This is a genomic window from Paenibacillus sp. GM2, assembly GCF_900069005.2.
Taxonomy (GTDB): Bacteria; Bacillota; Bacilli; order Paenibacillales; family Paenibacillaceae; genus Fontibacillus.
In genome coordinates this window covers 372,116-395,587 of record NZ_LN831277.1, presented here as the reverse complement: position 1 = coordinate 395,587, position 23,472 = coordinate 372,116, and the positions used below count along the sequence as shown (strand labels likewise).

Genomic DNA, 23,472 nt, shown 5'->3' with positions numbered 1-23,472 from the left:
CTTAATCATCTCCACTTAATGAACTCGCACTTAGAGCAAAATTATTGGTCTTGCCGGGAACGATGCTGCTGGTCTAAATATTCATATACCTGTTCCAGCAGTTCGGCCAACTGACCACTCTTCTCTTCTCCTAAATAATTAATCAATCCGGTAAATCGCCGGGTGTAGGCCTCTTGCGCCTTATGAGTCATATCTTCACCTTGTTCGGTAAGCTTAATGCGAACCGCCCTGCGGTCCTCTTCATCAGTATAGCGAACTACTAGCCCTCTCTTCTCCAGGCTGCGTACAAGCGGTGTAACTGTCGGAGAGGTTACTTCCATCATGCTGCTAATCGCCGAGATCGTAACACCACGAGGATTATCGCGGCTTCCCCTGCGAATAATGAATAATACTTTGACCTCGCTGGGCTTCACACCTTCCAATGGTGGCTTGTGCCATCCGGCTCTTCTGAAGCGATTGAATACCTCCATTAGTCGTTGGGTTTTAGGAGTCTCGCCCACCATTCAACACCTCCCTCAAATTGTTTATATGGTTTAATAATTAGGTATACTATTTATTTGCATGCCTAATTATATTAGCGTCGAATTGCATTGTCAAGCAGAGACAAAGAAGGCCCGTCCGGGAAATTCCCGAACCGGCCTTATGCTCTACTGATAGTCCATTTGTATCTAGGATAGCGGCGGTCTGAATGGATCGATATCTGGTGCAATTTGCATCGTGTCCAGACTTTTAAAGTCATATCCCTGTCGTCTGGCCTCGTCAATAATGGAACCCAAGGCCGCTGTGTTATCTCTGGAGATGGAATGCAGCAGGATAACGGCGCCGGGGTGCAGCTGGGATACAACATTTTTATATGCGTAGGCTTCGCCCTTCTGGTCATTGACATCCCAATCTTTATAGGCGATGGACCAGAAGACATTTTTATATCCTAAGCTGCCCGATACGGCCAGTGTCCGCGCATTGAATATCCCGCGCGGTGGGCGCAGATAATTCATCTCTGTCTTGCCTGTAACCTGGGCCGTTGCTTCCTTGACCCGATCCAGCTCCTGCTTGATCTCGGAATCAGAGATCGTCGTCATATCGGGATGGCTCCAGGAATGGTTGCCGACCAAATGTCCCTCAGCTACCATCCGCTTCACAAGCTCCGGCTGACTTTTGACATAGTGACCCGTTACGAAGAAAATCGCCGGCACCTTCTTGGCCTTCAGCGTATCCAATATTTTGGCGGTAAATCCATTTTCATATCCGTTATCAAACGTTAGAAACAGTTCCTTGCGGGAAGTATCTCCAAGGAATATAGCTCCGTGCTTATCAATGACTTCCTTGAAACCCTCTTCATTAATAGAAGGAAGCTGTCCGCCTACGCTCTTCTTGAATCCGAAATGAAAGGCCTTATCCGAGAAGGCGCTCGCAGCGGCACCATTATCCCCCCACGGTACGGGACCGAAGAGAAAACAGGTCAGCATCGCCAGCATCAGGGCAAATTTCATGGTTCGCTCTCTCCCTCATCATAAGTTGTTTCGACTCCCCATTAATTTCTGCCTTTTGCCTTAACAATATTCACCCTGTTTAATTCTGCTTCTTCAAGAAGGACAGTTAGATCATTTGTTACGGTTATAGCCATATAAACTGTATACGCCGGTTTAATAACTTTTCCGGATGAGAAAGGCAATTCTGGTGATATCCGGTGTGCTAATTAGCAAGCAACTGCAGCCCAAGATAACAATGTGTAGAATAACCGGAACAAATGGCACCTTGACGGAGCGAGTAAGTTCCGTACTTGTTTTCCAGAGTCTGTCTTGTTTATTGAACCAGCACCTTCTTCGCAAAACGGATCCATTCCCGCGCCGAGAAGGATAAATAGCGATCCTCACGCCAGACAACGCCAAGATTCCATGGAATAACCGGATGAACCAAGCTGATGATTTTTACTCGCCTCTGGTCAACCTCACGGCAGATAGTCTCCGGCAGCAGCGTAATTCCAAGCCCGGCCGCTACCATCTCACTGATTAAGTCCCACTGTGAACTCTCATAAATCACATGCGGCTGAAACCCTACTTTGGCACATTCGGCGATAATCCGGTCATGAAGCGTGAAGTCCTCACGGAACAATACAAACGAAGCCTCGACCAGTTCATTTAGGCTTACCTCCTGCCGGCTTGCCAGCGGATGGGAAGGATGTACAACGAGATTCAGCTTCTCTTCTAAAAACGGGAGAACGGCCAAGCCCTCCTGCGTAGCCGGCAATACAACAACCCCGACATCCAGCGAACCGTTGGCCACATCATACTCCACCTTCTTCGCCCCGTCCTCAAAGAGTTGAATCGTAATATCGGGATATCGTTCATGAAATTGTCCAATTACCCTTGGAAAGAAGTTCGCACCCACCATAGGCGGCAATCCGATACGAATATGTCCACGCTTTAGATTACGCAAATCATCAAGCTCGTCCGTCAAATTCTGAAAGGAACCAACAATCTGCTGCGCTTGACTGACGATAATCTGGCCCGCATCCGTTAGCTCTATTTTTTTGCCATTGCGATTGAACAGGATAACCCCCAGTTCCTCCTCCAGTGACTTAATCGCCTTGCTGATGGTGGGCTGAGTAATAAATAATGTATCAGCTGCCTTTGTAAAGCTCTGATGTCTGGCGACTTCAACAAGATATTGCATCTGTCTTATATCCAAATCAATCCCCCCTATCATAGACAAATGGAATGATAATCATTCTTTATATTCATTTTACTCATGAAAGCGAATGTTGTAATATTTTCATTAAACATTACATGGAGATTTGTTATTTAGAAAGGAAATGTATATGCATGGGTAAGATAAAAAATTTAAGTATCATCATTCTTCAGATCGCGGCTCTATTTTTTATCTCCCTAGCGATGAATTATATAGCGAAATGGATGCACCTGCCGATTCCCGGTACGATTCTGGGCATCATCGTTCTATTCATCCTGCTGAAGACGAATGTGATTAAGCTTAGCTGGATTGAACAAGGAGCAAATTGGCTTTTGGCTGAATTACTGCTATTTTTCATCCCCGCAGCTGTCGGCGTGATGAACTATATGTCCCTACTGGAGCGTGACGGGATCCGGATTCTGCTCGTCGTCATCTCCAGCACGATAGTCGTGATGGCAAGCTCCGGCCTGGTCGCATCGCGAATCTCTAAAAGGAAGGAGCAGCGCGCACAATGATGTTGGGAATTCTGTGGCTGATTATTACTTTATTGATTTATGGTCTTTCCAAAAAAATATATCGGGCTTATCCGAAGGTGTACTTCTCACCACTTCTGCTTACGCCTCTTGCGTTAATTATAGGCTTGATGCTTACAAATGTCTCTTTTGATACTTACAACGGAGGAGGTAAATGGCTAAGCTTGATGCTGCAACCGGCGACGATCGCCTTCGCTATACCTTTATACAAATATTACGATGTGCTCAAGAAGCACGCGATTGAAATATTAGCCAGCGTACTGACCGGCTCTGTTGTAGCTATTTTCTCTTCCGCATTATTTGCCGAATGGCTGCATCTGGATCATCAGTTAATTAGCAGTCTTGTACCCCGTTCAGTGACGACACCCATCGCAATGAGCGTCTCACAGGTCATCGGTGGCGTACCGAATATTACAGCGGTATTTGTTATTATTACCGGTTTGCTGGGCTCCATGATCGGACCGATGGTCGTTAGAGCGCTACGCATTGATGGCGAAGTAGCCCGCGGGGTTCTGCTCGGTACAAGCGCACACGGTACAGGCACTTCCAAGGCATTCGAGCTTAGCTCCCTTACTGGAACGATTTCGAGCATATCGATGATTTTGGCCGCATTGTTTACACTGACAACGGCTCCGTTATTAATCGCTCTGATGTTCCACTAAATCTGGTTCCTCCCAAGTTTTATATAGATCTCTCTTTGTTGACCTTTCCGAATGGTAAGGTCCTTTTTCATTTTGGCATATCATCATCGCATGATATTTATAACCATTGGGAAAACATCTCAATATATTGAATATGGAGCATAGGCTCCTTATGAAATCGCATTTATGGTTAATTATTCCTGAAAATTTAAAGAAACACCCAAGTTCATCTCATTTGATCATATACTTCATCTAAATAAAGCTTTGTTTGTTATATAGTTTAAACATTACAATTGAGTTAGACAATTAACGTGAAATTGTACAAAAGAAAGGTGGAATCATTCATGGCTATTATGCAAGAGAAAGCTGAGCCAGGATTGGAATCAGCAAAACAGTACGTCAATGAAGTGTATGAAACGGTAAAAAAACGCAATCCGGGAGAAAATGAATTTCATCAAGCGGTTAAAGAAATTCTTGATTCCTTGGCACCTGTATTTGCGAAGCATGATAAATACCGCAACAACGCCATTCTTGAGAGAATCGTTGAACCGGAGCGCCTGATCACTTTCCGCGTACCATGGATTGATGACCAAGGCAAAGTTCAAGTGAACCGTGGCTTCCGCGTTCAATTCAATAGTGCTATCGGCCCTTACAAAGGCGGGCTTCGCTTCCACCCGTCGGTCAATGCCAGCATCATCAAATTCCTTGGCTTTGAGCAAATCTTCAAGAACTCCTTAACCGGTCAACCGATTGGCGGCGGCAAAGGAGGCTCCGACTTCGATCCTAAGGGCAAATCCGATAACGAAGTGATGCGCTTCACGCAAAGCTTCATGACTGAGCTATCCAGATATATCGGCCCTGATACAGACGTTCCTGCCGGGGATATCGGTGTTGGGGGAAGAGAGATCGGCTATATGTTCGGACAATATAAGCGCCTCTGCGGCGGCAATGAAGCCGGCGTTCTGACTGGCAAAGGCTTAACCTATGGCGGCAGCTTGGCGCGGACTGAAGCAACCGGCTATGGCCTCGTCTACTTCACAGCCGAAATGCTGAAGTCCAAGGGTGAGAGCTTTGAAGGCAAAACCGTTGTTGTGTCCGGCTCAGGCAACGTTGCGATCTATGCTATTGAGAAAGCGACTCAATTGGGTGCCAAGGTCGTCGCTTGCAGCGACTCCGACGGATATATTTATGACGAGAACGGAATTGATCTGGAGACGGTAAAACGTCTTAAAGAAGTGGAGAGAAAACGGATCAAAGAATATACGGAGGTTCACCCTTCCGCTCAATATGTAGAAGGCTGCCAAAGCATTTGGGATATCCCTTGTGACATCGCACTTCCTTGCGCCACGCAAAATGAAATCAATGAAGCAGCGGCTATGAAGCTCGTAGCCAACGGCGTTAAATATGTGGCCGAAGGAGCGAATATGCCTTCTACCCTTGAAGCTATCGAAGTTTATCTGAACAACGGAGTCTATTTCGGACCAGCCAAAGCAGCCAACGCAGGCGGCGTAGCCGTATCGGCATTGGAAATGGCGCAAAACAGCGCAAGATTAGCATGGACATTCGAAGAGGTAGACGCCAAGCTGCAGAATATTATGAAGGACATTTACGACAATAGCGTAAATGCGGCTATTGAGTACGGCCATGAAGGCAACCTGGTCGTTGGCTCCAACATCGCCGGCTTCCTGAAGGTAGCCGACACCATGATCGCCCATGGGGTAGTTTAATAATAAATGCCGGACTTTTTAAACATAGACTTTTAGGCAGGATTATTCCTACCATTTGTACGTCCCTGATTTCAAGACATCTGTCAAAGAGATCAGGGATTTTTCTATAGTGGCTCAGCCATCATCAATAATAAGTGAAGCATGAAAAAAGCTCTGACACAGACTCACGTCTATATATCAGAGCTTCATTTATAACCGTTGGATTTATAGGCTTGCAATTAATAAGCCAAAGCGTCCAGAGATTTAATGTGAGCCAGGTAACGCATGTTGCTGGCTTCCTTCATTAAAGTGGCCGGCAATCCGCGCAGCTCGGTGTTGTTGCCGCCGATCGTAGCAACAGCATCTTTACGACCCAAGCTGGCTAGCGTACCGGAGTTCACCGGATGGAATTCTTCAAGATGCTTGCCATGGATTGTCGCGTAGAGGTTGTAGCCAACCAGTTCACCCATTTGCCATGCGTTCTGAGCCGTCGGAGCATATGGACGGCCATCAGGGCCAAAGCTTACCGCACTGTCGCCAACGACGAATACATCCGGATGGGAAGTGGATTGCAAAAACTCATTGACGGTTGCACGGCCACGGTTTACTTCAAGTCCCGATTCTCCTACGAGTGGGTTGCCTTGAACTCCGCCAGTCCAGACAAAAGTATTGGCAGTAATCTTCGAACCGTCTTTCAGGTCGATCACATTGCCTTCTACATTAGTCACAGGAAGACCGGTAAGGAACTTCACACCGCGTGCTTCGAGACTAGCTGTAGCGCGCTGGATCAGGACATCCGGCAATACCGGAAGGATCTTAGGACCTGCTTCAACAAGGAACAGATTGATCTTCTGCGGGTCAACTCCGTATTTCTTAGCAAGTGCAGGGATGCCATCGGCAATCTCGCCAACGAGTTCCACACCAGTCAGACCGCCGCCACCGATCAGAATCGTTGCATCGGCTTCGTTTTGCGTCTTCGCATATTCCGCAATCTTGCTTTCGATATGACGGTGAATACGGTTAGCATCCTCCGCAGATTTCAATACCATGCTGTATTTATCCAACCCAGGAATTCCGAAATAAGCGGTCACACTACCCAGACCCACCACAAGCGCATCATAGCTCAGTGTAGTTCCGTCAGACAGCTTCACTTCTTTATTTTCCACGGAGAATTTATCAACCTTGGCGATGCGAAGGTCGATATCCTTTCCTTTGAATACCTTCTCTAAAGGCAATGCAACTGCGCGTTCAGAGATATTACCTGCTGCCAGACGATGCAGTTCAGTAATAATCTGATGGGTAGGAAACTGATTGATTACAGTGATCCGTGCTTCTGATTTTTGCAAATATTTGCGAACGGTCAAAGCGCTAAGAACACCTCCATAACCGGCACCTAAGATGACAATATGTTTTGACATGACTCCGTCCTCCGTTCATGCATTAGTTAATATTTGGGACCCATACTTATATAAAATACTATTTTTGTTGATTACGTTCTCCGGCCACCTGCAGATAAGCGTTAAAGAAACGGAAGATCTTCTGCGCTTCAGGATCCTTAAGCATTTTGAGCAGACCAAAAAGACCGATAACCTCTTGGCTCGCATCTGCGCGATCCTTGGCTTCGATCACATTGGCAGCGATATGCTTCACCTTGTCCTTAACCGGTCCCGCGATCTCCGTGATAGCCCCGATCGTATCGTTTTTAAGGATTTCGTCCGTAGATACCGATTTAGCAAAATCATAGGATTTCGTCATCACATCAACGAGCTCGGTCAACTTCGGAAGCTGCTGTACCAGGGCTGTCAATGATTCCTGAACCTCAGGGGTTAACAGTTGATCAATAATATCCCGTCCACCTTGATTGGACGATACTGTCTCTTGCTCAGACTTCGTTTCTGTGATCGCTTCTGACATAGCTGATTCTCCTTTGCGATAAGCAACAATGCTTAAATTTGGGAGGGTTAGAGGCCCCCATAGCCTTTCTCGCTTAATAAAAGTTAGTGAAAAACTGAACAATTCCTCACACTTGAACACCCATAATTAATTTTACCACATTTTCAACAAAAAAAGTCATTAAGTTATGAACTTAATGACAAATATCACAGCGTTTATTTAAAGTTAACAATTTCAATATGTCCCTACACCTAATATCAGGAAACTCAGGGCTATTTATGAAAATCGATAGAACTTGCCATCATACTTATTTCTGATTCAAACTGCTATCGAATCCGAACCTATCCGTTTGATTCTTCAGAAACTCATAGAACAGTTTCTCTGTTGGCGGCAGCTCACGATTAGCAGGAATAATGACTCCGACATCCCTGGTAACGACCGGTTCAATCACCGGTAAAGTAATAATCGTCGAGGCGAGATGCTCATTCAAAGCGATCTCCGGTAAAATAGTCAGCCCCATCCCCGCACCTACCAAGCCCTTGATCGCATCGAGGTCGTCACCCTCAAAAGCGACCTTCGGCTTGAAGCCCAGATTGGAGCAAGCATCCACCACAATCTCTCTAAGAATAAATCCTTCCGGGAACAGTACAAAATAATCACCCTTCAATTCACTTAGGCGAATAGCGCTTTTCTCGGCCAATCGATGATTTGCCGGCATCATGGCCACGAATTTCTCCTGAAAGAGAACCTCGCTCTTAATCTGCGGCTCATGCTGCGGTACAGGCCCCATAATCGCCAGGTTCATGTCGCCCTGAATCACCGACTCCACAAGCTCCTTGTAGGAACCATGCTGCAATTGGAAATGAACGGCAGGATAGCGTTCGCGGAAGGCCGAGACAACCTTCGGAATCATCTGCGCCGCCAAGCTACTGGGAAATCCGATGCGAACCGTACCGCGTTCCGGATCCAGAAATTCGTTGATCTCCTGTTGGGCATTGTCGATGACCTTCATTAATTGTTCCATATGAGACAGAAATAGCCGTCCGATCGGCGTCAGCTTCACTTTGCGTCCCTCATGGATGAACAGATTAACTCCCAATTCCGATTCCAGCTTGAAGATTTGCCGACTTACCGCAGACTGCGATACATGCAGCACATAAGAAGCTTCTGTTACATGTTCAAGCTTCGCTACCTCAATGAAATATTGAATCTGTCTCAGTTCCAAAGCCCTTCACCTCCAAATTCCTGGCGGTCATTCATATTAATATCATGACTCCTGATGCTGTTCAGGCCTCATGAAGTGTTGATGTCCCTTGAGTATATTAATCCCCATTATATCGGCTATCCGCTAGGAGTGAAAGCTATATAAGAAAACCTGTTGGAAACAGCTTGCTTTTAAAAATAAAACCACTAATTATTACCTGATTTTTAAACTTTTTCATATAGAAATTAGTGGTGTTTATTACATATTATTGATCCTTTTATGGTGTTCAGTTAGTCTGTTGGCAAAGGGTCCATAATTCTCACGTGAGCTTGTCATTGTGAGGTTACCCCACTGCAAAAGCCCGGGCCTTTCCACAATCCGCCTCGCGAGTAAGACAGAACATTCCAATTCCCAGTGAAGGAGGGTGATAGAAGGAACCGTTGTTCGATCATCGGCCTTATGAGAATTAAATACCATCTATCTTCCAAAACAATCGAATCGGGAGGTTTTCAAGTTGGGGAATAATAGATTGCTCAGAGGTGTTCATATTGTACTGCTTACGATCATTTTGGCGGGAGCTTCCTTTATTGAAGCACCCATGAAAGCACAAGCCGCAACGGACGAGGCCTATGTATGGAATAAGGCGGTGACTGGAGGCGGAGGCGGATTTGTACCCGGCATCATTTTTAATTCATCCGAACCTGATCTGATCTACGCCAGAACGGATATCGGGGGCGCTTATCGCTGGAGCCCGGTGGATGATAGCTGGGTCCAGCTGTTGGATGGAGTAGGCTTTGAGGAATGGGGCAAGACCGGTGTCGACGCCCTGGCTACAGACCCGGTTGACCCGGATCGTCTCTATCTGGCCGTAGGAACCTACACGAACAGCTGGGATCCTAACAACGGCAGCATATTGCGCTCTACCGACCGCGGTGAGACTTGGGAAAACACAAGCTTGCCCTTCAAGGTTGGCGGCAATATGCCGGGACGCTCGATGGGAGAGCGGCTCGTCATTGATCCAAATCTGAACAGCATTCTCTATTTTGGTGCAAGAAGCGGCAACGGGCTATGGCGGAGCAACGATTACGGAGCTACTTGGAGCCAAGTGACCAGCTTCCCGAATCCGGGCACCTATGTCGAGGATCCCAGCAACGAATATCAGAGCGATATCGTCGGTCTTGCTTGGATTGCCTTTGATCCTTCCACCGGAGCTGCCAACGGGCCAACCCAGAGTATTTATGTTGGGGTTGCCGATAAAAATGAAAGCGTATACCACAGCTCCGATGGTGGTGTCACTTGGTCAGCTGTACCCGGACAGCCTACAGGTTTTCTCCCCCACCATGGCGTCATTTCAGATAACGGACATTTATACATTTCTTACAGCGATGGGGCTGGACCCTATGACGGAACTAAAGGACAGGTTTGGAAGCTGAACCTCTTAACAGGAATCTGGACAAATATTAGTCCGGTGCCAAGCACTAACGATGATAACTACTATGGGTACGGCGGGCTGGCCGTTGATGCTCAGCATCCAAATACAATTATGGTGGCTACATTAAATTCCTGGTGGCCAGATGCAATCATTTTCCGCAGCACCGATGGCGGTTCGACCTGGACCCGGATTTGGGACTGGAACGGTTACCCGGACCGCACACTTCGCTACACACAAGATATATCCTCCGCTCCCTGGCTGACTTTTGGCACGAATCCGGCACCGCCCGAGATTACGCCCAAGTTGGGCTGGATGATTGGTGATTTGGAGATCGACCCATTCGATTCCAACCGGATGATGTATGGAACAGGTGCTACCATCTACGGCACGAACAACCTGACCGATTGGGATCAGGGGAAGAAGATCAATCTGAGCGTCATGGCCAAGGGAATCGAGGAAACAGCTGTTATCGACTTGATCAGCCCTCCTGCCGGAGCCCATTTAATTAGCGGGCTTGGCGATGTTACCGGGTTCCGGCATGATGATCTGACACAAGCCCCGGCCAAAATGATGACCCACCCGAACAGCACAACCGACATCGATTACGCCGAGCTTGATCCAAGCTACATCGTACGCGTTGGTACTGCCGATAAATCAGCAGACCCGAACGCCAAATCCATTGGTTATTCCCGGGACGGCGGAAGCAATTGGTATACGAGCAACAGTGAGCCATCCGGAACAGCCGGCGGAGGAAAGGTCGCTCTGTCGGCCAGCGGCGACTCCCTCGTCTGGAGCACTTCCGATAAAGGTGTATTTTACTCTAAAAATAACGGCAACTCCTGGACGGCAAGCAGCGGAGTACCCGCAGGCGCCAAAATCGCCTCCGACCGGGTGAACTCGAACAATTTCTACGCTTGGTCAGACGGGAAGTTCTATAGCAGCACAAACGGCGGTGCTTCCTTCATTCAGACTTCCGCCACCGGGCTTCCTGTAGAAGGCGATCTGGACTTCAAAGCCATGCCGGGAGCAGAAGGCGACATTTGGCTGGCAGGAGGCAGTTTGGCAAGTGGAATCTACGGATTATGGCATTCCACCGATTCCGGCATGACCTTCTCCAAGCTCGCCAATGTACAGGAAGCTAATGTTATCGGCTTCGGCAAGGCCGCGCCTGGAGGCAGCTACATGGCGCTGTATACCAGCGCTAAAATCGATGGAATACGCGGCATCTTCCGCTCAAATGACGGCGGAGCAAGCTGGGTCAGAATCAACGATGATCAGCACCAATACGCATCCACCAACTCGGCTATTACAGGGGACCCAAGAATTTATGGCCGCGTCTACATCGGAACCAACGGACTGGGTATCGTCTACGGTGATGCTCTGGGCGAACCAAATCCCGGCGTAAATTCAGCCATTTCACCTTCGACGGCCGTCTTTGACAAGAAAATCGGAAATCAGGCTGCCATTCCGGTAGCTCTAACTTTGAACGATAACGTATTTAACGGTATTACGAACGGCTCCGCCACACTGGCGGAGGAAATCGACTATACTTTATCAGGGTCAGGCAATACTGTTACGGTCTTAAGCAGCTATCTGGCTAACCAACCGCTTGGTACGACGAACTTGACCTTTCACTTTAGCGCCGGAGAGGCACAAACTCTTCGGATTCAGATCACGGATACCACAGAAGCGACCCATGGCGACATTCAAATTCAAATGTATAACGGAGCTCTGACTGCCAATGTAAATACGATTAGTCCACGAATCCACTTAATCAACACGGGAACGGAAGCCTTGCTCCTGGCCGATGTCAAGCTCCGTTACTACTACACCATCGACGGGGAGAAGCCGCAAAATTTCTTCTGCGACTGGTCTCAGGTCGGGAGCAGCAATGTGACCGGTAGCTTTGTGAAACTCTCAACCGCCAAGCCCGGTGCTGATTACTATGCTGAATTCGGATTCACCAGTAATGCGGGCAGCCTCGCTGCCGGACAGAGCATCGACCTGCAGATCCGTCTCTCCAAATCGGACTGGACTAACTACAATCAAAGCGATGACTTCTCCTTCAATTCAGTGGCATCCACCTATCAGGATAGCCCGAAGCTCACTGGATATATTAGTGGACAGCTTGTCTGGGGCGTAGAGCCTTAATCTATAAAAGGTCGAGTTCGGGCTACACTTGCCCGGTACTCGACCTTTTATAAATCTCTTATTCTAACGGAAACTACATGCCTTATTTGAACATTAGTAGGTCCTTCAAATAGTCTAACGGAACCAGGAGACGCTATTGGGCCTGAGTGAAGGAATAGGAACCTTATTCCTACCGGATAACGCACCCGAGTTCCGTTAGATTCAAAAACCTGTCGTTTTTGCCTTAATAGCGGTCAGTATTTCCGTTAGCAGCAAGCGCACAGCATTCACTCGCCAGTACTCACCGGCCGATCCAAATGATACAGGTTGCGGTAGCGCGGCTCGCGCTCCATTAATTCGGCATGGGTACCGCGCATAATAATACGGCCATGCTCCATGAATATAATCTCGTCCATATGCTCCGCACCAACTAGATGATGCGTCACCCAGATTAAAGACTTGCCGGACGTTGCTTGGAAAATCGTAGACAACAGCGCCCGTTCCGTCCGAGGATCAAGCCCTACCGTAGGCTCATCAAGAATAAGGACCGGCGTATTCTGCAGCAGCACTCGAGCCAATGCAATACGCTGCCGCTCCCCACCTGAGAAGCGCTGTCCCGTCTCACGCATCGGCGTATTCAAACCTTCCGGAAGCGAGGCCATCAGCTCTCCCATTCGGGCCTGCTCGGCAGCCTGCTGAATCTCTTCCTCACTGGCCTCCGGACGGCCAAGCAGGATATTGTTGGCAACTGTTGTATCGAACAGATGAGGGCTCTGATTCAATACGGAAATCAGTTTCGGAATCTCCTCACCATAATCGACGGCAGCCCGATCATTAATCATTACCGCGCCTTCCGCAGGCTCCAGAGCCCCCTGAATCAGCTTAAGCAGCGTCGATTTGCCTGCACCGCTGCGCCCGATCACGGCGATCCGCTTGCCTTGAGGAATATCAATGGAGACGCCATCCACTGAGTTTGCTCCCTCATTATCATAAGTAAATTTAACATGCTCCAGCTTCAAGCGGACTTGTAGCGCTGCCCCGGAAGAACTCTCAATACCGTAACTCGACTTATTTAGAGAATTTTCCCTATCTGTCGGGCCTTCGCCGCTTTGGCCCTCCATTCGGACCAGCCGATCCAGCGACTCCTTATACTCCGGAATTCGCTCCACCGCATCTGCCACAGGCAGAAAGGCATCCGCCAGCGGAAACACAACCAGCACGAAGGCTGCGATCAAGGTAGGGTCGATATGTCCCGCTGCTGCCTGTCCGGTGGACCAATAGATCATCGCAACGGCGGCCAAGCCAACCACAAGCTGGCCGATCAACCCTCTCCATCTTGACCAGACGTGCAGCTTGCGCTCCTTATTGGCAACAACCGCCTCAGCGCATTCATAATCGGTTAGAAAATCATGATGCCGCCCGCTAATTACCCAATCGCCGATCCCCATCACCGCATCGGTCAACTGTTGATAAAGTCCATTGCGCTCTCGTTTGACCTCGGCATTTGTCCTTCTTGTTAGTCTCAGAGAAATATAGGGAAGCACAGCGACCAGAATTAAAATATACAACGCGACCAAGAGAGCAAATACCACATCAAACATCCCCAGGGCCACAACGACGGTTGCATAGAGTACGATAGCCACCAGGCTTGGGAACACTGTGCGGATATATACATTCTGAAGCTGTTCAATGTCATCGGCGAGCGCACCGAGAATATCTCCTGTCCGGTAGCGCGAACGGATAAATAGAGCTTGCGGCTCCAGTACGCGGTACAAGCGAACCCGCATCCGCGACAATATGCGCAGTACCGCGTCATGACCAACTAATCGCTCAATATAATGGATGACAGACCGGCCGATGCCAAACGCCCGAACACCCACAATCGGCACGTAGACCAGCAGTATATTGTAAGGCATTGTAGATGACTTGGTAATGAGATAACCCGAAGTGAACATCAGCATCGAAGCGGACAGCAAAGTTAGTACACCCAGAATCAGGTACAGAGCAAAACGGCCGCTATAGAGGCGAAAATACGGTGTGATCCAACCCTTATCCGTAAGATTATCCTTCATCATATCCCTCCTGCTGCGAAACCATCAGCTGATAAAAAGCTCCCTTGCCTTCTATTAACTGCTCCGGTGTACCGTACTCCACCACATGACCCTGCTCCATAACGACAACCCGGTCCATATCCTGCATCCAGTGCAGGCGATGCGTGGCCAAAATGACCAATTTATGTTCAAACAGAGGGAGCATGGTCTCCTTCAGTTCGTATTCCGTCTCAATATCTAGATGCGCTGTTGGCTCATCAAGCAATATAATCGGCCGCTCGCTAAGCAAAGCCCGGGCCAATGCTACGCGCTGCTCCTGACCGCCGCTCAGCGGCCTTCCTCCGCCGCCAATCGGCTCATCCAGCCCAAGCGGCAGACCATCTAGCACGCTCTCCAACCCGGCAGCTTTCGCCGCGCTTGCCACTTCCTCTATGGAAGCTTCCGGCCTGTTGAAGCGAATATTATCCGCCAAGCTGCAGCTGAATATATACGGCTTCTGAGGGATATATGTGATCAGATCCCTCCATCCGGAGGCGCCAAGATCGCCTAAGGCATGACCATTCAGCTCAAAATTCCCGGAAGTAGGGCGCAGGAATCCGCCCAGTACATCAATCAGCGTTGACTTGCCGGCTCCGCTCTCGCCGATAATTCCTATCTTTTCAATACCGCTAAAAGTCAGGCTCACGTCCTCGAGAGATGCGCGCCCTGCTGCTTCATGCGTCATACCAACCGCATGAAGCATCAGCTTGCTCTCCCGCTTCCAGCTAAAATCAGCAGCTGCAGGAACCACCGCTGCTTTTGCCGATTCCTTCTCTGCCTCATCAATAATGTTCTCCATCGCTTCTCCAGCTTCCTTGCCGTCAAGCGTCGCATGATAATCGGCACCAACCATGCGCACCGGCAGGAAATATTCCGGAGCCAGAATCAGCACGGTCAATCCAGTAAGCAAGGTCATTCGTCCATCAATAAGCCTTAAGCCAAGGCTGACGGCAACCGAAGCGACCGACAGCATCGTGAAGAAATCGAGCGCAAACGATGACAGAAAGGCAACGCGAAGCGTCCGCATCGTCGCCGAACGATAAGAATTGCTGACCCTCTCTATCGATTCGATATGTGTCCTGCTCCGCCCGAGGAACTTGAGCGTCTCCAACCCGCGCAGCGAATCTACGAAGTGATTCGATAACATCCGGTACGACTCCCATTGGCGATCCATCTGTTTACGAGCCGTAAGCCCAATCAGAATCATAAAGATGATCAGGATCGGCATCGTTACGGTCAGAATCACCCCGGAGGTCACATCCAGCGTAAAAACATAAGCCAAAATCAGAATCGGTGTAACCCCTGTTGCCAGCATCCGCGGCAAGGACAGCTCCAAATATTTGCGGAACTTGGCGACTCCCTCAAGAATCAGCGTTACCAGATTGCCTGTCCCTTCGCGGCCAGCAAACCTGGGTCCAAGCTCAAAGAGCTTGGACAACACGCGCTCCCGAAGAGCGCTCCCCGTCTGCTCCGCGAAGCGGAAGGCAAGCTTCTGCTCAGCCAGTCCGCATAGCTGCCGCACCAGAAAAGCAAACAGGAACAAGCCAACTGTTCCGGCCTGTTCCTGTAGCTTGGCGCCGGCAAACAGAGCGGATACCGCTTCCGCAAGCCATTTTGCCTGCAATATAATCGCTATCGTCTGAATAAAGGTCAAGCCGGCCATTAAGCACAAGACCGGCTTGATTCCTTTGAACTTCATTAGTCCCTTACCCATTAGTATTCCAAATGCTCCTTCTCATGAACACGCTTATGGAAAACAAAGTAACTCCAAATTTGATAAGCTAATACGAATGGAAGCAGCGTACATGCCACGATCGTCATTACTTTCAGCGAATAGTTCCCGGAAGATGCCGTATAGACAGTTAACGAGAAGGCTTCGCTAATCGAACTCACCATAACGCGCGGGAATAAACCAACGAATACGCCGGAGATCGAAAGAGCGATCAAGGTCCCTGTCATGCCGAACGCCCAGCCATCCCTCTGCTTGGAGATAAACCATCCAGCCAAGAGAAAGGCAACAAGTCCAACGACAGCGAGCAAGGTAAGCGGCAAGCCGCGAACTTCAAATACATCCGTCTGGAAGTAAGTCATAACGGCAAAGATCACAAACAACGCCGCCAGCGGAATCAACATGGTCTTGGCCAACTTGCGGGCCCGCTTCTGCAGATCCCCCGTTGTCCGCAACGAGGCGAACAGCAGACCATGTACCAAACATAACACAACTACCGTAATTCCGCCAACCAATGTATACAGGTTAACCATATCAAATAATCCGGCCTTCATCTCCATATCGCCGTCGATCGGCAAGCCCTTGAGCAAGCCGGAGAACACAACGCCAAGCAGGAAAGGCGGCAGCAGACTGCCGCAGAAGATTGACAGGTCCCAGGCGGTCTTCCACTTGGTGTTATCGACCTTGCCGCGGAATTCAAACGCTACGCCGCGGGCGATGAGCGCGAGCAGCAATACAACCAGCGGAGTATAATAGCCGCTGAACATCGTTGCATACCAGTTCGGAAATGCTGCGAACATTGCACCGCCGGCTGTCAGCAGCCAGACTTCATTAGCATCCCAGAACGGGCCGATCGAGTTAATCAGCACCCGGCGTTCCATATCATTCTTGGCCAGAAAACGGGTGCTCATACCAATACCGAAGTCAAAGCCCTCCAGGAAGAAAAAGCCGATAAACAATACGGCGACCAACACAAACCAAAGCTCATTAAGAGACATGGTATCCCTCCTTAGAGAATGGATCGATCGAATGGCTATCGTCGCTGCCCTCGGCATAAGGGCCTTTTTTAATCGTTTTGACGAACAGATAGACCATCGAAATGGCAAGTACAGTGAAAATAGCGGTAAATGCGATCAGCGAGAACAGGAGCTGCCCGGAAGTTACACTTGGCGATACACTGTCCTTCGTCTGCATTAACCCGAATATCGTCCACGGCTGACGACCGAACTCTGTCATCACCCATCCTGCCGTATTTGCAATAAATGGAAGCGAGATGGACCATAGCATAATTCTATAGAACCATGTATTTTTGTTATCCAGTTTTTTGCGCCATGCCAGATATGCCCCGTACAGCGATAGTACAATCATCAGCGAGCCTGCTGCTACCATGATGCGGAAGCTCCAGAATGTAGTGCGCACTGGTGGAATGTAATCTCCAGGTCCGTAGGTTTGTTCATACTCCGCCTGCAGTTCGTTCATCCCCTTAACTTCGCCGGAAAAACTGCTGTAAGACAAGAAGCTGAGCAAATACGGAATTTTAATCTCAAAGGAGTTCTTACCCGTCTCCGGGTTAATATGTGCATAAACCGTCCATGGAGCCGGGTCACCACTCTTGCCCCACAATCCTTCAGAGGCGGCCATCTTCATCGGTTGAGTCTTAACCAGATACTGAGCCTGTTGGTGACCATACAGCGCCGTCCCGAAGGAAGCGAGCAAACCAACGATTACGCCGATCTTGAACGATTTCTTGAAGAACTCCATATCTTTGCGGCGCAGCAATTTATAAGCACTGATTCCTGCGATCAGGAAAGCGCCCGTTGAGAATGCGCCCAGCACGGTATGAGGGAATTCAACCCACAGCTGGCCGTTGCCGATCAAGGCGAAGAAGTCATTCATTTCAGCACGCCCATTGTTCACCTCAAAACCAACCGGACGTTGCATAAATGAGTTTGCTGTCAGAATCCAGAAGGCTGATACAGTCGTTCCAATAGCGACGAGCCAGATGCATAGCAAGTGAACTCGCTTAGACAATCTCTCCCACCCAAAAATCCATAATCCGATGAAGGTCGACTCCATAAAGAAGGCAAACAAAGCCTCCACCGCGAGCGGAGCGCCAAATACGTCACCGACAAAGCGTGAATAATCGGACCAGTTCATCCCGAACTGGAACTCCTGAATAATCCCGGTAACAACACCTACTGCAAAATTAATGAGGAACAGCTTGCCCCAGAATTTTGCCATGCGCTTGTATTCTTCTTTGCCCTTGACTACGTACATCGTCTCCATGATTGCGATCAAAAGAGCCAGACCGATAGACAATGGAACGAAGAAGAAGTGAAAAATTGTCGTCACCGCAAACTGAAGTCGTGCAAGCACTAACGGATCCATAATTTTTCTTCCCTACTTTCATTCATTTATTAACTAATGTGAATTCTATCACGGATAAATGAAAGTGAACGTTCAAAATTTAATAATTTTGTGACGAGAATCACATGATAAATGTCACAAAGGGGTTTTTATCACATAAACGCTGTAATGACGCGGGTTTGGGACTCTCTTCCAAATTGTGAAACTTTTTTGTCAGACTCGGAGTCGCATCAAAAACGGGTGAATCCAGCCTGTTTTTGGCTCTCTTCACCCGACTCCTTTTTAACATTTTCGAGAGTTATTCTTGACTGGCCCTGCGAGTAAATTTGCCAAACCACTTACGGTTCGGGTGCCACACGAAGAAATTAAGCACAATCAGCAGAAGTGTGTACATATATACCCCGTAATGGATTCGGGTCATAATCAAGTGCACAACTCCAAAACCTCCAAGCAGCAGCAATAACGGGAGGGTCTTCATCCCCGCATTCTGCTGTGCGACCTCAAACGGTCGGGAAAAAGGCAGTTGATTATGCAGGAGGAAGTGACAAATCGCTGTATACAATAGCATTCCTAATCCAGCAGTAATCAAATCCGGAAGAATGACGGCCCCAAACAAGAAGCAAAATATAGCTCCCTGTACAACAAACAACGGCATGATCAAGCGAACGAATGCAGCCACCAACGTCCCTCTATATATTTGCACCTCATCGCTGATCGGAAGTGCCTTATATATCCAGGAGGCTTTATACTTGCTGGAATACTGCAGCATCATGATAATTGTAGAGATCATCGCCCCGGAGAAATAAATGAATAAGTATTTTCCAGTTCCCCTAAGCTCAGAGATACCTTCTCCCAGCCCGGAGCTAAATAGAAAGATAAACGGGAATATAATCGAGAACCCCAGAATGGGATACACTTTAAGCTTAAAATCCCGTTCATTGCCCATCATCGACCAGGCCAGGCGGAAGAATCCTTGCTCCTGCGAGCCGGAACAAAATAGGCGGGACAGCCAATAAGGCAGCTTCCCCTTACCTCTGGAAGGCCGCCCTCCAGGATCGGCCAGCTTCTGCAGGTGACGTTCCATCGACGGCATCAGCCGGATGTAGATCATAAAGGCCAAGATGGGTATAACGAGACCAAGCAGGGAGAACACGGTAAATATTAAATTCCCTTTGCCATGAAGCACACTCTCGAAGGGTGCCGCGAACCATATCGGTATAATATAAAATTGATACCACTTAGGCTGGAAGGTGACCTGAATATCGATCAGATTAAACATCCGCGACAGTAGCTGGTACCCTATCGTCATGGCGATCGTAAGCCCAATTTGGACATAGTTAATAATATCCTTCAGCTTCTCGCCATCAAAAAATTTAAGTACGGTTAAATAGATTAAAGCCGTGAGAGCTACAATGAGCAGATTCATAAGAATAAGCTCAACCGCAAATAACAGGAAGAATCCGATCCCATGCTTAATTAACGCCGTAGCAAGCGGTATAGAAGCAATCGCCCCCGTCAGCAGCAGCAAATAAATACATATATGCAGCGTCTTCGCCATCGCCAAGGTTCGGCGATGCACCGGCTTCGTCGCCAGTATATTGCGATCGCGAATATCCAGCAGGACAGAGGAAAAGTCGGAAATCAGCGAAGTCATGATAATGAACATCAGAACACCAAAAGTCAGGCTCATCTGAAAAAAGTAGCTGTCCCCCATCCACATAAAGACAGAGCATAGAGCGCCATAAATGGCGTAAACCCAGAGCGAGCGCACAAATTGATTCCGCTCGTTCACGGTCGAACTAGCACTTGATTGCTTCGACTTGCCTACGATTGTAGGTACTCTCCGGGCATCCATCGTCAGCTTCACTTGCAGAATGCGCCGCATGACAGGATAATCGATGCCGAGCCGAGAGAATACGCCTTGAAACCGATCAAGAAGCTTCAGGGACCTTGGCTCATACATCCGCCTCACCTCTCACAATGGCTACGAATTGCTCAGCAATCTGTTTATGCTCATTGAAGCCCGTCAACTGATTGAATATTTGCTCCAGCGATCCCTCCTGACTCTTTCCCTTCAGCTCTTCGAAGCTGCCGTCCGCGACAACTCGTCCCCCATCGAGCAAAATAATGCGGTTGCTGATCTTCTCTACCACATCCATCATGTGCGAGGAGTAAAAGATCGTCTTGCCCGACGACGCCAGCAACGCTAATATCTCCTTCACTACCATAACGCTATTAGCGTCAAGGCCGCTCAGCGGCTCATCCAGAAATAAAATATCCGGATTATGCAGCAGGCTGGATATGATCAGCACCTTCTGCTTCATCCCTTTGGAGAAGGAGGCGATACGCTGATTGAACACCTGCTCCAGCCCGAAGCGGTTCATCAATTTACGCGCCTTATACTCCGCTTCCTCCATAGATAAACCATATAACTCGCCAATAAAGGTCAAGTACTCGTGTGGTGTTAATGTATCATACATCTCAGCAACCTCCGGCACATAGCCGATTCTGCGTTTATATTCTACGTCTCCAGAATCAGGGCTTTGGCCAATAATGCTGACTTCGCCTGAATACTCACCCACAAGGCCAAGCATAATCTTCACCGTTGTGCTCTTCCCCGCGCCATTGGGTCCTATGTACCCGATAATCTGTCCGGGGTAGACATCCAGATCGACTCCGTTAAGTACGTAACGATCCCCGTAGCGCTTACGTAAATCCCGAATTGTTATGATCGGCATTACACTGTTCATCGCTTCATCTCCTTAAAAATCGTATTGGAGGGATAGTTCCATTTGGATCATTATGCAGGACCCTACGTTTTTGCTCATTCTTGCTTCACTATATCATGACTTCAAATCGTTTCGTAGGAGAGATATTGCATAATCCGGTCTAAACGGGTTGACACATGGCACAAAAGAACCTTGGTTCGGCATCGCCAGACCAAGGTTCTCTACGGTATTTGCATAGCTTGCTTCAAGTCCTCATACGCTCATAACCGCCGCAAGTCTTCTCTATTCTTCATGCTCAAGAATATGAACTACAACCACATTAGAGCTGACCTGGAAACTCTGATTCGTACCCTCCGGACGGAAAGAGGCATGCGCCAGATTCTCGACCTTCCTCTTTGATGGGACAAAGATGGCTTTGACCTTGAACACAATCTTGACAGTCTGGCCCGGGACTAGGCTTCCGAGAGCAATCCCTTTCTCCGGATTAGCCGCCCCCACTAGCCTGCCGTCTATCGTGACACTGCCATGGACAAAGCGGAGTCCTTCCTGCAGCAGATCCGTAAGCACGGTGTCCAAAACAGGGACGCTGCCGTGATTGGCGACAAGTAGCGTGTAATGGAACTGATCATTTCTCTTGAGGCATAAATCCGCTAATATCAACGCCAAGCGCTTGGGCCAATCGCATGCCATATTCACTGTCTGCACGGAAGAAATTGCAGATCGCCCGCAATTGAATCTGCTCATTAGTCTGGCGCAGATCATTGACCAGATTCGAGATCAGATGGTCGCGCTCTTCGGCTGTGAAGCTGCGATACAGTTCTCCAGCCTGTGTAAAATCATCTGTCTTGGCAATCCGTTCCCGGCCAGCCTGACCGCTCAGCGGCGCTACACTCTCTTGATACTCTGGCACTTCCTTAGGACTGTCCTCGAAGCTGTTCGGTTCGTAGTTGACAGGTGAAGGGTCCTGCTTCACATTCATTAAACCGTCGCGTTGATGATTCCGTACCGGAGCATAGGGGCAATTCACTGGGATTTGCAAATAGTTAGCTCCCAGACGGTAGCGCTGTGTATCCGGATAAGAGAATAGACGTCCTTGCAGCAGCTTATCCTCGGAGGGCTCGATTCCCGGCACAAGCACGCTCGGTGAGAAGGCGACCTGTTCGACTTCAGCAAAATAATTGGCAGGGTTATGGTTTAATATCATCGTGCCAACCTTAACGAGCGGGTAATGATCTTCCGGCCATACCTTGGTAGGATCGAGCGGATCGAAGCCCCAGCGGTCCAGATCGTCCACCGGCATCAGCTGCACATGTAGCTCCCACCGCGGAAAATCCCCTTGTTCGATATGATCATGCAGATCGCGGGTCGCATGGTTAAAATCACGCCCCTGCACTTCCTGTACCTCCTCAGCCGACAGATTCTTTACCCCCTGCTTCGATTTCCACGTATACTTCACATATGTCAACTTGCCTTCTGCATTAATCCATTTAAACGCGTGAACACCAAAACCGTCCATCTGCCGATAACTGGCCGGAGTGCCGTTATCCGAGAACAACCAGGTCATCATATGCGTCGATTCCGTTGATAGAGTCATGAAGTCCCAATAGCGGGCCGGCTCTTGAATATTTGTATTTGGAGCTGGCTTCAGCGAGTGCACCATGTCCGGGAATTTGATTGCATCGCGGATAAAGAAGACGGGAAGATGATTCCCGACCAGATCGTAGTTGCCTTCCTCCGTGTAGATCTTTACAGCGAAGCCCCGCGGATCACGGGCGGTCTCCGGAGATCCTGTTCCATGAATGACTGTAGAGAAACGGACGAATACCGGCGTCTCGCGGCCAACCTCCTGCAAGAAATGAGCCTTCGTATACCCCGACATGCTCTGTTCTGTTACAAATACCCCGTGCGCTCCCGCGCCCCGGGCATGAACAACACGCTCCGGAATTCGTTCACGATCAAAATGCCCCAGTTTCTCCAGCAGGTGATAGTCCTCAAGCAATGTTGGCCCTCTTTGCCCCGCTGTACGTGAGTTCTGATTATCGCCAACCGGGGCGCCTTGATTAGTCGTCAATCGGTTATCCATATATAATTCATCCTTTCAGGTTTCTATATTTAGACTTATTCTAAGTTCTAAAATAAATTCTAACATTTTCACCTGAAATTTTGCGTGTAGATCAAATGTACTTCATATGTAGGTCAGATGAAGATCCATGAAGATCCATAAATTCTATATCCATAACAAAAAGCAAAGCCCGGTAGTTATTGTCATCTGGTAATGTTAAATAGCCATCAATTGTAACGTTTATATTCGTTTTGTCATTTTGAACAGT

The 23,472-nt window shown here is 48.6% G+C and carries 18 protein-coding genes; 4 read left to right on the top strand and 14 right to left on the bottom strand.

Annotation, left to right across the window (positions count from 1 at the left end; genetic code table 11):
* Positions 1-41: 41 nt before the first annotated feature.
* The 3 genes from BN1360_RS05290 to cidR all read right to left on the bottom strand — a co-directional run bounded on the left by BN1360_RS05290 (position 42) and on the right by cidR (position 2,688).
* Entirely contained in the window at positions 42-470 is a 429-nt protein-coding gene (locus tag BN1360_RS05290) for a MarR family winged helix-turn-helix transcriptional regulator (protein WP_229520824.1), read from the bottom strand.
* 198 nt (positions 471-668) lie between these two features.
* Positions 669-1,490, bottom strand: coding sequence for a delta-lactam-biosynthetic de-N-acetylase (gene pdaA, locus BN1360_RS05285; RefSeq protein ID WP_082789939.1), 822 nt, complete (start codon positions 1,488-1,490; stop codon positions 669-671).
* A 313-nt stretch (positions 1,491-1,803) separates the two neighbouring features.
* Complete coding sequence (cidR, locus tag BN1360_RS05280; RefSeq protein WP_195714228.1) at positions 1,804-2,688, bottom strand: cidABC operon transcriptional activator CidR; 885 nt, start codon at positions 2,686-2,688, stop codon at positions 1,804-1,806.
* 143 nt (positions 2,689-2,831) lie between these two features.
* Between cidR and BN1360_RS05275 the strand changes: the two genes are divergently transcribed.
* The 3 genes from BN1360_RS05275 (at position 2,832) to gdhA (ending at position 5,589) form a co-directional block, all read left to right on the top strand.
* Positions 2,832-3,203, top strand: coding sequence for a CidA/LrgA family protein (locus BN1360_RS05275; RefSeq protein WP_068778902.1), 372 nt, complete (start codon positions 2,832-2,834; stop codon positions 3,201-3,203).
* Entirely contained in the window at positions 3,203-3,883 is a 681-nt protein-coding gene (locus BN1360_RS05270) for a CidB/LrgB family autolysis modulator (protein ID WP_068778901.1), read from the top strand. Before BN1360_RS05275 ends, BN1360_RS05270 begins: the two co-directional genes overlap by 1 nt.
* A 323-nt stretch (positions 3,884-4,206) precedes the next feature.
* Complete coding sequence (gdhA, locus tag BN1360_RS05265) at positions 4,207-5,589, top strand: NADP-specific glutamate dehydrogenase (RefSeq protein WP_068778843.1); 1,383 nt, start codon at positions 4,207-4,209, stop codon at positions 5,587-5,589.
* Positions 5,590-5,807: 218 nt separating this feature from the next.
* Here the strand turns inward: gdhA and BN1360_RS05260 are convergent, their stop codons facing one another.
* The 3 genes from BN1360_RS05260 to gltC all read right to left on the bottom strand — a co-directional run bounded on the left by BN1360_RS05260 (position 5,808) and on the right by gltC (position 8,686).
* Entirely contained in the window at positions 5,808-6,986 is a 1,179-nt protein-coding gene (locus BN1360_RS05260) for an NAD(P)/FAD-dependent oxidoreductase (RefSeq protein WP_068778842.1), read from the bottom strand.
* A gap of 58 nt (positions 6,987-7,044) precedes the next feature.
* Complete coding sequence (locus BN1360_RS05255) at positions 7,045-7,482, bottom strand: DUF1641 domain-containing protein (protein ID WP_068778841.1); 438 nt, start codon at positions 7,480-7,482, stop codon at positions 7,045-7,047.
* A gap of 286 nt (positions 7,483-7,768) precedes the next feature.
* A complete protein-coding gene (gene gltC, locus BN1360_RS05250; RefSeq protein WP_068778840.1) occupies positions 7,769-8,686 on the bottom strand; it encodes a glutamate biosynthesis transcriptional regulator GltC in 918 nt (305 codons plus the stop codon).
* 493 nt (positions 8,687-9,179) lie between these two features.
* Here gltC and BN1360_RS05245 point away from each other — a divergent pair, with 493 nt between their 5' ends.
* Positions 9,180-12,248, top strand: a complete 3,069-nt coding sequence (locus tag BN1360_RS05245) for a cellulose binding domain-containing protein (protein WP_229520823.1) — start codon at positions 9,180-9,182, stop codon at positions 12,246-12,248.
* Between the two features lie 266 nt (positions 12,249-12,514).
* On the opposite strand, the gene cydC is transcribed toward BN1360_RS05245, so the two are convergent.
* The 8 genes from cydC to BN1360_RS05205 form a co-directional block, all read right to left on the bottom strand.
* The gene (gene cydC / locus BN1360_RS05240) at positions 12,515-14,299 is read right to left on the bottom strand and encodes a thiol reductant ABC exporter subunit CydC (RefSeq protein ID WP_068778839.1); all 1,785 of its coding nucleotides are present in this window, start codon (positions 14,297-14,299) and stop codon (positions 12,515-12,517) included.
* Positions 14,289-16,031 carry a thiol reductant ABC exporter subunit CydD gene (gene cydD, locus BN1360_RS05235; RefSeq protein ID WP_068778838.1) on the bottom strand — a complete coding sequence of 581 codons (1,743 nt, stop codon included), beginning with the start codon at positions 16,029-16,031 and terminating at the stop codon, positions 14,289-14,291. Before cydD ends, cydC begins: the two co-directional genes overlap by 11 nt.
* Positions 16,031-17,044 (bottom strand): cytochrome d ubiquinol oxidase subunit II, encoded by a 1,014-nt coding sequence (gene cydB, locus BN1360_RS05230; protein ID WP_068778837.1) that lies wholly within the window; start codon positions 17,042-17,044, stop codon positions 16,031-16,033. Before cydB ends, cydD begins: the two co-directional genes overlap by 1 nt.
* Positions 17,034-18,434 (bottom strand): cytochrome ubiquinol oxidase subunit I, encoded by a 1,401-nt coding sequence (locus BN1360_RS05225; RefSeq protein ID WP_068778836.1) that lies wholly within the window; start codon positions 18,432-18,434, stop codon positions 17,034-17,036. The genes cydB and BN1360_RS05225 overlap by 11 nt, the downstream gene beginning before the upstream one ends.
* A gap of 277 nt (positions 18,435-18,711) precedes the next feature.
* On the bottom strand, positions 18,712-20,376 hold the full coding sequence (locus BN1360_RS05220) for a hypothetical protein (RefSeq protein ID WP_068778835.1): 1,665 nt from the start codon (positions 20,374-20,376) through the stop codon (positions 18,712-18,714).
* On the bottom strand, positions 20,369-21,163 hold the full coding sequence (locus tag BN1360_RS05215; protein ID WP_068778834.1) for an ABC transporter ATP-binding protein: 795 nt from the start codon (positions 21,161-21,163) through the stop codon (positions 20,369-20,371). The genes BN1360_RS05220 and BN1360_RS05215 overlap by 8 nt, the downstream gene beginning before the upstream one ends.
* A gap of 261 nt (positions 21,164-21,424) precedes the next feature.
* The gene (locus tag BN1360_RS05210) at positions 21,425-21,808 is read right to left on the bottom strand and encodes a DUF11 domain-containing protein (RefSeq protein WP_195714227.1); all 384 of its coding nucleotides are present in this window, start codon (positions 21,806-21,808) and stop codon (positions 21,425-21,427) included.
* On the bottom strand, positions 21,768-23,225 hold the full coding sequence (locus BN1360_RS05205) for a catalase (protein WP_068778832.1): 1,458 nt from the start codon (positions 23,223-23,225) through the stop codon (positions 21,768-21,770). Before BN1360_RS05205 ends, BN1360_RS05210 begins: the two co-directional genes overlap by 41 nt.
* Positions 23,226-23,472 lie beyond the last annotated feature (247 nt).

Bases quoted from the DNA above. Each gene is read 5' to 3' on its own strand.
- cydD (WP_068778838.1), bottom strand. From the start codon at position 16,031: ATGGGTAAGGGACTAATGAAGTTCAAAGGAATCAAGCCGGTCTTGTGC.
- BN1360_RS05255 (WP_068778841.1), bottom strand. From the start codon at position 7,482: ATGTCAGAAGCGATCACAGAAACGAAGTCTGAGCAAGAGACAGTATCG.
- cydC (WP_068778839.1), bottom strand. From the start codon at position 14,299: ATGAAGGATAATCTTACGGATAAGGGTTGGATCACACCGTATTTTCGC.
- cydB (WP_068778837.1), bottom strand. From the start codon at position 17,044: ATGTCTCTTAATGAGCTTTGGTTTGTGTTGGTCGCCGTATTGTTTATC.
- gdhA (WP_068778843.1), top strand. From the start codon at position 4,207: ATGGCTATTATGCAAGAGAAAGCTGAGCCAGGATTGGAATCAGCAAAA.
- BN1360_RS05220 (WP_068778835.1), bottom strand. From the start codon at position 20,376: ATGTATGAGCCAAGGTCCCTGAAGCTTCTTGATCGGTTTCAAGGCGTA.
- BN1360_RS05215 (WP_068778834.1), bottom strand. From the start codon at position 21,163: ATGAACAGTGTAATGCCGATCATAACAATTCGGGATTTACGTAAGCGC.
- BN1360_RS05225 (WP_068778836.1), bottom strand. From the start codon at position 18,434: ATGGATCCGTTAGTGCTTGCACGACTTCAGTTTGCGGTGACGACAATT.
- BN1360_RS05270 (WP_068778901.1), top strand. From the start codon at position 3,203: ATGTTGGGAATTCTGTGGCTGATTATTACTTTATTGATTTATGGTCTT.
- BN1360_RS05260 (WP_068778842.1), bottom strand. From the start codon at position 6,986: ATGTCAAAACATATTGTCATCTTAGGTGCCGGTTATGGAGGTGTTCTT.
- pdaA (WP_082789939.1), bottom strand. From the start codon at position 1,490: ATGAAATTTGCCCTGATGCTGGCGATGCTGACCTGTTTTCTCTTCGGT.
- BN1360_RS05290 (WP_229520824.1), bottom strand. From the start codon at position 470: ATGGAGGTATTCAATCGCTTCAGAAGAGCCGGATGGCACAAGCCACCA.
- BN1360_RS05205 (WP_068778832.1), bottom strand. From the start codon at position 23,225: ATGGATAACCGATTGACGACTAATCAAGGCGCCCCGGTTGGCGATAAT.